This is a genomic window from Streptomyces sp. SID3343 (assembly GCF_009865215.1).
In the GTDB taxonomy this organism is placed as follows: domain Bacteria; phylum Actinomycetota; class Actinomycetes; order Streptomycetales; family Streptomycetaceae; genus Embleya.
In genome coordinates this window covers 18,735-28,281 of record NZ_WWJX01000219.1, presented here as the reverse complement: position 1 = coordinate 28,281, position 9,547 = coordinate 18,735, and the positions used below count along the sequence as shown (strand labels likewise).

General features: G+C 70.0%; 9 protein-coding genes and 1 pseudogene. 1 reads left to right on the top strand and 9 read right to left on the bottom strand.

Annotated elements, in window-relative coordinates; translation table 11 throughout:
• The 5 genes and pseudogenes from GT354_RS53625 to GT354_RS08000 form a co-directional block, all read right to left on the bottom strand.
• Positions 1-341, bottom strand: a pseudogene (locus tag GT354_RS53625) (hypothetical protein); the annotation flags it as partial.
• A gap of 355 nt (positions 342-696) precedes the next feature.
• Entirely contained in the window at positions 697-1,089 is a 393-nt protein-coding gene (locus tag GT354_RS08015) for a DUF6113 family protein (RefSeq protein WP_202511629.1), read from the bottom strand.
• Positions 1,090-1,099: 10 nt separating this feature from the next.
• Positions 1,100-2,002 (bottom strand): N-acetyl-1-D-myo-inositol-2-amino-2-deoxy-alpha-D-glucopyranoside deacetylase, encoded by a 903-nt coding sequence (gene mshB, locus GT354_RS08010; RefSeq protein ID WP_161355560.1) that lies wholly within the window; start codon positions 2,000-2,002, stop codon positions 1,100-1,102.
• 53 nt (positions 2,003-2,055) lie between these two features.
• The gene (locus tag GT354_RS08005) at positions 2,056-2,676 is read right to left on the bottom strand and encodes a class I SAM-dependent methyltransferase (protein WP_161355559.1); all 621 of its coding nucleotides are present in this window, start codon (positions 2,674-2,676) and stop codon (positions 2,056-2,058) included.
• A gap of 116 nt (positions 2,677-2,792) precedes the next feature.
• Positions 2,793-2,987, bottom strand: coding sequence for a DUF2304 domain-containing protein (locus GT354_RS08000; RefSeq protein ID WP_161355558.1), 195 nt, complete (start codon positions 2,985-2,987; stop codon positions 2,793-2,795).
• 200 nt (positions 2,988-3,187) lie between these two features.
• On the opposite strand from GT354_RS08000, the gene GT354_RS07995 reads away from it, so the two are divergent.
• Positions 3,188-5,308 (top strand): prolyl oligopeptidase family serine peptidase, encoded by a 2,121-nt coding sequence (locus GT354_RS07995; RefSeq protein WP_161355557.1) that lies wholly within the window; start codon positions 3,188-3,190, stop codon positions 5,306-5,308.
• A gap of 114 nt (positions 5,309-5,422) precedes the next feature.
• Here the strand turns inward: GT354_RS07995 and GT354_RS07990 are convergent, their stop codons facing one another.
• The 4 genes from GT354_RS07990 to GT354_RS07975 are packed head-to-tail and all read right to left on the bottom strand — an operon-like array spanning position 5,423 to position 9,499.
• Positions 5,423-6,481 carry a dipeptide ABC transporter ATP-binding protein gene (locus GT354_RS07990; RefSeq protein WP_161355562.1) on the bottom strand — a complete coding sequence of 353 codons (1,059 nt, stop codon included), beginning with the start codon at positions 6,479-6,481 and terminating at the stop codon, positions 5,423-5,425.
• Positions 6,482-6,509: 28 nt separating this feature from the next.
• Positions 6,510-7,535: an ABC transporter ATP-binding protein gene (locus tag GT354_RS07985; protein WP_161355563.1), complete on the bottom strand. Its 1,026-nt coding sequence runs from the start codon at positions 7,533-7,535 to the stop codon at positions 6,510-6,512.
• Positions 7,536-7,566: 31 nt separating this feature from the next.
• Positions 7,567-8,580, bottom strand: a complete 1,014-nt coding sequence (locus tag GT354_RS07980; RefSeq protein WP_202511628.1) for an ABC transporter permease — start codon at positions 8,578-8,580, stop codon at positions 7,567-7,569.
• Positions 8,573-9,499, bottom strand: coding sequence for an ABC transporter permease (locus GT354_RS07975; protein ID WP_161355556.1), 927 nt, complete (start codon positions 9,497-9,499; stop codon positions 8,573-8,575). Before GT354_RS07975 ends, GT354_RS07980 begins: the two co-directional genes overlap by 8 nt.
• Between the last annotated feature and the right edge of the window lie 48 nt (positions 9,500-9,547).

Below are 9,547 nucleotides of genomic sequence, written 5' to 3'. Positions count from 1 at the left end.
GCCGTCGTGGGCGCCGGTTCCTCCTGCCGCGCCTGGGTGGGTACCGCAGGCGCTACCTCGTCGTCCGCGACGGGCCACGACGAGCCACCCGGAGGCCCCGCGACGGGCGCGGGGCGGGGCGGCTCGTCGTCGAACCACGACGCGAACTCGTCGTCGTCCCCGAACGGATCGGGGGATGGATGTGGAGACGACGCGGGCGCAGCGGCTCGATCATGAGCCGCGGCCGGCACGGACGACGACCGGTCGACCCGCCCGAAGAACGGATGCGGATCACCACCGAGGTCGTCACGGCGCGGCTGCGCGCCCGGGTCGTCGGGCGTGGGGGGCTGGTCGTTACTCACGAAGAACGAGCTCTCCGACAGCTGAAGGTTGCGTTGCGGCGCTCGGCCGCCCCCGCCCGGGGTCGGGCGGTGTCCAGGAAAGTGCGGCGGCGGTGCGTGGACACACGCCGCGTGCGGGTCGTGACACGGCCTTCGAGGGGCTCCTGCTCCCCGTCGAAAGCGAGTGGGACGAACTCGGCCACCGAGATTGCCCGGTACGACGGGCTAGAGGCCACGGTCGCATCCGCTCTGTGACCAGGGCTCGACGCGTACCGCACCTCGGCAAACACCATACTGCGCTCCCGCCACCCTGTTGCCTCGCGATGCCGTGCCCCGCGAGGCACGCGCCGTAGGCAAGCATGGCGGCGCAAGGGCTTTACCCCGTATGCGTCTTGACCGATTCACCCGAAAGAAGGAGGGGCTTGATCCCGCCCCAGGGATAGGTCGCCGCGGCCACCGCCAGGATCGTGCCACCGAACAGGTAGATGTACGAGAGCGCTCCGGTGACGAAGATCCAGTCGCCTTCCGGCTTCGTCCAGCTCGCGAAGAACAGGACGGTGAGCATCCACCCGGCGGCCGGGACGGCGGCACCGATCTTCGTCTTCATCAGCGAGCCGCCCAGGCCGAACACGCCGGCGGTGCCGGCGAGCGCGACGATCAACCCGGCCGGCGGATAGGCCGCCTGGGTGAACGCCCCGATGAAGGCGACCACCACGCCGAGCGGGAACAGCACCACGTATGCCGCGATGCGGCCTGCATTGTCTGGCACGAGGGCTACCTTACGGGCGCAGGCCGGCGAACAGGTCGTCCTCCCGGCCGTCGGGGCCGGTCGGCCCGAGGTCGCCGCGGACGAGTCGATAGTGCTCGACCGACATGATGCTCTGGCCGATGTTGTTGGACAACGCGAAGAAGCCGTCCTCCACCGAGACCTGTGTGGGATAGGCGCGCAGGGCCTCGAACTTGGCGTCGACCCAGTCGCCGGCGTCGACGGCCGTGGTGACCAGCTCGTCGTCCACCGCGAACGGGAGTTCGTCCACCTCGACGGCGGTGAACGGCACGTCCTGGCCGGCGGCGATCATGCGTTCGATGCCGGCCTTGAGCACCGAGCGCGGCATCGCGTTGTAGTAGAACTTCGCGACGGTCCAGGACTCGCCCAGGTCTTCGGCATGGGTCGGGTCGGCGGCCAGTTCGGTGGCGCGGACGGCCACGCGGTGGGCCTGGATGTGGTCCGGGTGGCCGTAGCCGCCGTTCTCGTCGTAGGTGGCGAGCACCTGCGGGCGGACCTCGCGGATGATCGGCACCAGCCGGGCGGCGGCCTCGTCCACGTCGGCCCGCCAAAAGCAGTCGGGCCGGTCGTTGCTCGGCACGCCCATCATCCCGGAGTCGCGGTAGCGACCGGGGCCGCCGAGAAAGCGCTGGTCGGCGATGCCGAGCGCCTTCATCGAGTCGGCGATCTCGGTCATCCGGTGCGGGCCGAGACCGTCTTCGCGGTCGGCGGCCAGGTGTGCGAGTTCGGGCACGAGGATCTCGCCCTCCTCGCCGAGCGTGCAGGTCACGAGGGTGACGTGCACTCCTTCGGCGGCGTATCGCGCCATCGACGCACCGTTGTTGATCACCTCGTCGTCCGGATGCGCGTGGACGAGCAGCAGTCGCAGCGGGGCCTCGGCAATGCGTTCGGTCATGCTCGACACCCTACGCAGCCGCCCGCCGCCGGCCCGCCCCCGGTCCGACCGCGTCAGCGCGGTGGCGCGGCGTGCACGGCGACCAGGTAGTCGCCGCCGTCCACCCATGCCTCGCGGCCCCAGCCCGCGTAGCGAGAGCGCCGGGTCAGCCCGGCCGCGGTGCAGGCGGCGTCGTAGGCGTCCGCGTCCAGGGTCGCGCCGACGCCGCCCGGGCCGCCCGCGAGGCTGAAGCCGGCGACCAGGATGCCGCCGGGGCGCAGCATCCGGGCGAGCCCGGCCACGACCTCGGCCTCGGTGCCGTCGGCCAGGAAGATCATCACGTTGCCGGCGGCCACCACGAGGTCGAAGCTGCGGCGACCGCCGAGCGGGTGCGGGTCGAGGTCGGCGAGGTCGTCGAGCACCCACGTGAGGCCGGGCGCGGCGGCGCGGGCCTCGGCCAGCATCGACGCGTCGAGGTCGACGCCGACCACCTCGTGGCCCTGCCGGGCCAGTTCGATCGCGACCCGGCCGGTCCCGCATCCGGCGTCGAGGACGCGTGCGGGGGCGGGCAACAGGTCGTGGCAGAACCGGGCCTCGCCGTGCATGTCCTGCCCCTGCGCGGCGAGCTTGCGAAACCGCTCCGCGTACTCGGGCCCACGTGTGCCACCGGTATTGGCCAGCCATCTGTTGGTCATGGCATACGAGCCTACAAACCCCGAGCACCAAGGCCCGGCCGGCCGAGGCGCACTGCACATCCGCGGCTCCCGGTCGCCACGCCCCCCCGAGGCCCGGTCACACCGGCGACACTCGATCAAAAGTGAATCTGATCCACCATCCCGGCAAGGCTCGTCCCGGCGTCGCGGATCCCCGGGGCCATGGATGTCGACGAGAGATAGAAGCCGAGCAGCGAACAGATGATCGCGTGCACCGGCTTGAGGGCCGACTTGCGCACGAAGAAGACCACGAGCACGCCGAGCAGCAGCACGGCGGAGACGGACACGACCATGTCGCGCACCTCCAGTGCGAAGGGGCCCGAGATTCGCTCGGGAAAAGAAAGCCTTCGGGCCCAAAGGGACATATCTATACACAGACTGTAAGCCTGCGATCACGAGGCGCATTCACTCGTTCAGCGGGCGCGAGGTGGTGTTCGGCTTTCGCCCCGCACTCTCCTCCGCCCGGCCGGCCCCGCCCCGTACGCTGTGGCGCATGAGCTCGGAGATCACATTTCCCCGGCAATACGCCCGCACTCAGCGCTTCACCCAAGGCGCTCCGCGCGGCTTCGGCATCGCCGACGGCCGGATCACCTTCCTGCGGTCCAAGGCCGCCGATCACCCCGCGACGTGCCTGTGGGCCCTCGATCCGGGAGCCCGCGCCGAGCGGCTGGTCGCCGATCCCGCGGCCCTGCTCGACGGCGCGGCCGAAAGCCTCTCCGCCGAGGAGCGCGCCCGGCGCGAACGCAGTCGCGAAGGGGCGGCCGGCATCGTCGGCTACGCGCTCGACAGCGCGGGTGACCTCGCCGCGTTCACCCTTTCGGGCCGGCTCTTCGCCGTGTCCCTCGCCGCCGGCGAGGCCCCGCGCGAGTTCGTCGTGCCCGGCCCGGTGATCGACCCGCGTCCCTCCCCCACCGGCGCCCACGTCGCCTACGTCGCCGGCGGCGCCCTGCGCGTGGTGGCCGCCGACGGTTCGGCCGACACCGCGCTCGCCGAGCCCGACGGCGACGACGTCACGTGGGGTCTGGCCGAGTTCATCGCGGCCGAGGAGATGTCCCGCTTCCGCGGCTACTGGTGGGCCCCCGACGGCACCGCGCTGATCGCCGCGCGCGTGGACAACGCGCCGGTGGACCGCTGGTGGATCAGCGACCCCGCCAACCCGGCCAAGGCACCGACCGAGGTCGCCTACCCGGCCGCCGGTACCGCCAACGCCGAGGTCACCGCGTGGCTGCTCGGCCTGGACGGCTCACGCACCGAGCTCGTGTGGGACCACGACGCGTACCCCTACCTCGCGAGCGTGCACTGGTCCGCCGGCGGCGACCCGCTCCTGAGCGTCCTGCCACGCGACCAGAAGCGCATGCTCACCCTCGCCGTCGATGTCACCACCGGGGCGACCCGCGAGCTGCACACCGAGACCGACGACGTGTGGATCGATCTGTTTCCCGGCGTGCCCGCGTGGACCCCCGACGGCCGGCTGGTGCGCCTCGTCGACGCCGACGGCGCGCGCCGCCTGGTCGTGGCGGACAAGGAGCTGACCGACCGTCGCCTGTTCGTCCGCTCGATCCTGGACGTGGGCGACGAGGACGTGCTGATCACCGCGTCGGCCGGCACCGACGCCGCCGCGCCGGAGATCGGCGAGATCCACGTCTATCGGGTGGGCGCCGACGGGGCGACCCGGGTGAGCACCGAGCCCGGCGTGCACACCGCGGTCCGCGCCGGCGACACCACGGTGCTGCTGTCCTCGTCGCTCGACCGCTTCGGCGCCCGGGTGTCGATCCGGCGCGGCGACGCCGAGGTCGGCGAGATCACCTCCTACGCGGCGACGCCCGTACTGACCGCGAAGGTCGAACTGCTGCTCGCCGGCGAGCGCGCGATCCCGTGCGCGCTGATCCTGCCGACCGGCTTCGACCCCGCATCCGGCGTCCGGCTCCCGGTCCTGATGGACCCGTACGGCGGCCCGCACGGCCCGCGCGTGCTCGCCGCGCGCAACCCGCACCTGACCTCGCAGTGGTTCGCCGACCAAGGCTTCGCGGTGATCGTCGCCGACGGGCGCGGCACCCCGGGCCGCTCCCCCGAATGGGAGAAGTCGATCCACCTCGACCTCGGCCGGGTCACCCTCCAGGACCAGGTGGACGCCCTCGCCGCGCTCGCGGCCGAGCGTCCGTACCTCGACACCACGCGGGTGGGCATTCGCGGCTGGTCCTACGGCGGCTACCTCGCGGCACTCGCCGTGCTCCGCCGTCCGGACGTCTTCCACGCGGCGGTCGCGGGCGCCCCGGTCACCGACTGGGCGCTGTACGACACGCACTACACCGAGCGCTACCTCGGCCTGCCCGCCGAGGAGGTCGACGCGTACCGCCACACGTCCCTGGTGCGCGGCGGCGAACTGGGCGAGGTGGCCGACACGCGCCGCCCGCTGATGCTCGTGCACGGCCTCGCCGACGACAACGTCGTCGCGGCGCACACGCTGCGCCTGAGCAGCGCGCTGCTCGCGGCCGGCTACCCGCACGAGGTGCTGCCGCTGTCGGGTGTCACCCACATGACACCGCAGGAACAGGTCGCGGAGAATCTCCTGCTCCTCCAGGTCGCCTTCCTCAGGCGCTCGCTGACCGGCTGACCTTCGGCACACACCGCGAAGCGTCCGAGAGGCGAACACGAAAGAGGCCCGCCGTTCCGTGGGAACGGCGGGCCTCTTCGGGTGTCCCGCATGCGGCAGGGCCGCGCACATCGATCAGGCGGCGCCGGCGCCCACGATGTCCTTCTCCTCGGCGAAGTGGCACGCGCTGTCGTGCGCGCCCTCGCCCTTGAGTCCAAGCCCCGGCTGGATCTGCAGCAACGGCTCCTGCTCGGCGCAGATGTCCTGCGCCTTCCAGCACCGGGTCCGGAACCGGCAGCCCGACGGCGGATTGGCCGGCGACGGCACGTCACCGGTGAGGATGATCCGCTCGCGGTTCTCGCGACCGTCCGGGTCGGGGACCGGGACGGCCGACAGGAGCGCCTGCGTGTACGGGTGCGTCGGGTGTTCATAGATCTGCTCGTCGGTGCCGACCTCGGCGATCCGACCGAGGTACATCACCGCGACACGGTCCGAGATGTGCCGCACCACGGACAGGTCGTGCGCGATGAACAGGTAGGACAGGCCCAACTCGTTCTGGAGCTTCTCCAGCAGGTTGACCACCTGCGCCTGCACCGACACGTCCAGTGCCGAGACCGGCTCGTCCGCGATGATGATCTCGGGATTGAGCGCGAGGCCGCGGGCGATCCCGATGCGCTGGCGCTGACCGCCGGAGAACTGGTGCGGATACCGGTTGATGTGCTCCGGGTTCAGACCCACCAGGTCGAGCAGTTCCTGCACCCGCCGCTTGCGGTCGCCCTTGGGCGCGACCTCCGGGTGGATGTCGTACGGCTCGCCGATGATGTCGGCGACCGTCATCCGCGGGTTGAGCGAGGTGTACGGGTCCTGGAAGACCATCTGGATGTTGCGGCGCACGGCCTTGAGCGCACGACCCGACAACTTCGCGAGGTCGTCGCCCTTGTAGATGACGCTGCCCTTGGTGATCGACTCCAGGTTCATCAGGAGTCGGGCCACCGTCGACTTGCCACACCCGGACTCGCCGACCAGGCCGAGCGTCTCGCCCTTCATCAGGTCGAAGGTGACGCCGTCGACGGCCTTGACCGCGCCGACCTTCTTCTGGAAGACGATGCCCTGGGTGATCGGGAAGTGCTTGACCAGGCCACGCACCTGCAGAATCGGCTCACCTGGTGCGACCGGCTCGACCGCCTTGCGCACATCGGCGGCGCTCGCGCCGGCCGTGGACTCAGACACGGGTTTCTCCTTCCACCACGGTCTCCCAGAAGTGGCATGCGCTGCCACGCCCGACCGAGATATCGAACAGCGGCGGAACCTCGCTGCGGCAGATGTCCTGCGCGTAGGGGCAGCGCGGGTTGAAGGCGCAGCCGGACGGGATCCGCATCAGGTTCGGCGGCAGGCCCTTGATCGCGTACAGCTCGCGACCCTTGTGGTCCAGGCGCGGGATCGATTCGAGCAGTCCCTTGGTGTAGGGGTGCGCGGGCTTGCGGTAGAGCTCGTGTACCGGCGCCTGCTCGACGATTCGGCCCGCGTACATGACCGCGATCTTGTCCGCGACGTCGGCGACCACGCCGAGGTCGTGGGTGATCAGGATCAGGCCCATGTTGCGCTCGCGCTGCAGGTCCGCGAGCAGGTCCATGACCTGCGCCTGCACGGTCACGTCGAGTGCGGTGGTCGGCTCGTCCGCGATGATCAACTCGGGGTCGAGCGCGATGGCCATCGCGATCATGATGCGCTGACGCATACCGCCGGAGAACTGGTGCGGGTAGTCGTTCACCCGGTCCTTGGCGGCCGGGATGCGCACCTGGTCCATCAACTCGATGGCCTTGGCCTTGGCGTCCTTGCGCGACATCCCGCGGTGCACGGTGAACATCTCGGCGAGCTGGAAGCCCACCGAGTACACCGGGTTGAGCGCGGAGAGCGCGTCCTGGAAGATCATCGCGATCTTCTGGCCGCGGATCTTGCGGCGCTCCTCCCGGCCCATCTTGAGCATGTCCTTGCCGTGGAACCGGATCTCACCCTGGGTGATGTGGCCCGGCGGCATGTCGAGGATGCCCATGATCGTCTGCGCGGTCACCGACTTGCCCGAACCGGACTCGCCGAGCACCGCGAGCGTCTCGCCCGCGCTGACGTCGTAGCTGACGCCGTTGATCGCCTTCGCGACGCCCTCACGGGTGCGGAACTCGACGTGGAGGTTGTCGACCTCCAGGAGCGGGCCCGAGGGGGCCGTGCCCGTTCCCTCGGGCTTCTTCATGTCAATCGTCGTCACTTGTCTGTCCCCTCCCTCAGCGAAGCTTCGGGTCGAGAGCGTCGCGCACCGCGTCGCCGAGCAGGATGAAGCTGAGGACCGTCACCGACAGGAACGCCGACGGGAAGAACAGCTGGTACGGGGCCGTCCGCAGCACGTTGGTCGCGGTGCTGATGTCCGCGCCCCACGAGACCTCGCTCGGCGGCAGGCCGATGCCGAGGAAGGACAGCGTCGCCTCGGCGGAGATGAAGGTGCCGAGCGAGATGGTCGCCACCACGATCACCGGGGCGATCGCGTTGGGCAGCACGTGTCGAGCCAGGATACGCGGGGTGCCGGCGCCGAGGGCCTTGGCCGCGACCACGTAGTCGGACGACTTCACCGTGATCACCGAACCGCGCATGATGCGGGCGATCTGCATCCAACCGAAGATGCCGAGCGCCGTGACCACCGTCCAGATCGTGCGGTCCTTGAACGCGCTCATGAAGACCAGCGCGGCCAGCAGCAGCGGAATGCCGAAGAAGATGTCGGTCACGCGGGCCAGGACGGCGTCGAGCCACCCGCCGAAGTAACCGGCGATCGCACCGATCAGACCACCGATCACGACGATGATCGCGGTCGTCGCGACACCGACGATGATCGACGCCCGCGCACCGTACATGGTGCGCGCGTACACGTCGCAGCCCTGGGTGTTGGTGCCGAACCAGTGATCGCCGTTGGGCGACACGTCGGTGCGCGCGATCGGGCAGTACCGCGGATCCGCGCTCGTGAACAACCCGGGGAAGAAGGCCATCACGAGCAGGACGAGCAACAGGATGGCGGAGATGTAGAACCGCGGGCTGCGGCGCAATTCGCGCCACGCCTCGGCCCACGCCCCGCGCGGCTTGTCCTGCGGCCCTTGGACGTCGGGCGCCGAGTAGGCGCCGCGCTTCTCGAGCGAGAAGCCCTCTTCGTCGGCGACCGCGAGCGTGCGTGCCTCGACCGTGCCGAAGGCCGGCTGCTCGTTGCTGCTCGTGGGCAGCTGCTCGCGCTGTTCCTTGGAGTTGTCAGGCATACCGGATCCTCGGGTCCAGGACGGCGTACAGCAGGTCCACGATCAGGTTCATCACCAGGTAGATGATCACCAGTGCCGCGACCGCGCCGACGACGGTCGCGTTCTCGTGCTTGGTGACGGCCAGATACACCAGCCGGCCGACGCCTTCCACGTTGAAGATGCCCTCGGTCACGATCGCGCCCGCCATCAAGGCGCCGAGGTCGGCGCCGAGGAAGGTCACCACGGGAATGAGCGAGTTGCGCAGGAGGTGGCGGGTGACCACGCGGCGACGCGGCAGGCCCTTGGCCGTCGCGGTTCGGACGTAGTCGGCGCGCACGTTCTCCGCGACGCTCGTTCTCGTCAATCGCGCGACGTACGCGAGTGACAACGACCCGAGCACGATGCCGGGCAGGAGCAACTGCTGCCACGTGGCGTCCGCGCCGGCGGTGGAGTCGAACACGTGCCACTTGAGGCCGAGCCAGTACTGAAGGATGAAGCCGAGCACGAACACCGGCATCGAGATCACCACGAGCGTGGTGACCAGGACGAAGCTGTCGGCGAACTTGCCGCGGCGCAGACCGGCCAGCAGGCCCAGGCCGACACCGACGATGATCTCGATCAGGAACGCGATCAGCGCGAGCCGGATCGAGACCGGGAACGCGCGCTGGAGCTCGTCCGCCACGGGACGGCCGTTGAAGCTTGTGCCGAAGTCCCCGCGCAGCAGGTCGGTGATGTAGTACCAGTACTGCACCAGCAGCGGGTCGTTCAGGTGGAACTCTTCACGCATCTGACGAACGAAGACCGGGTCGGCCCCCTTGTCGCCGAACATCGCCGCGATGGGGTCGCCACCGAGTTGATAGACCATGAAGTAGATCAAGAATGTGGTCCCGATGAACACCGGGATCATCTGGAGCAGCCGCCGTACGACATAACGCCCCATGCCAGCCTCCTGCTGTCGTCGTCGGCCCGAAGCCGGGAAATCGGACCG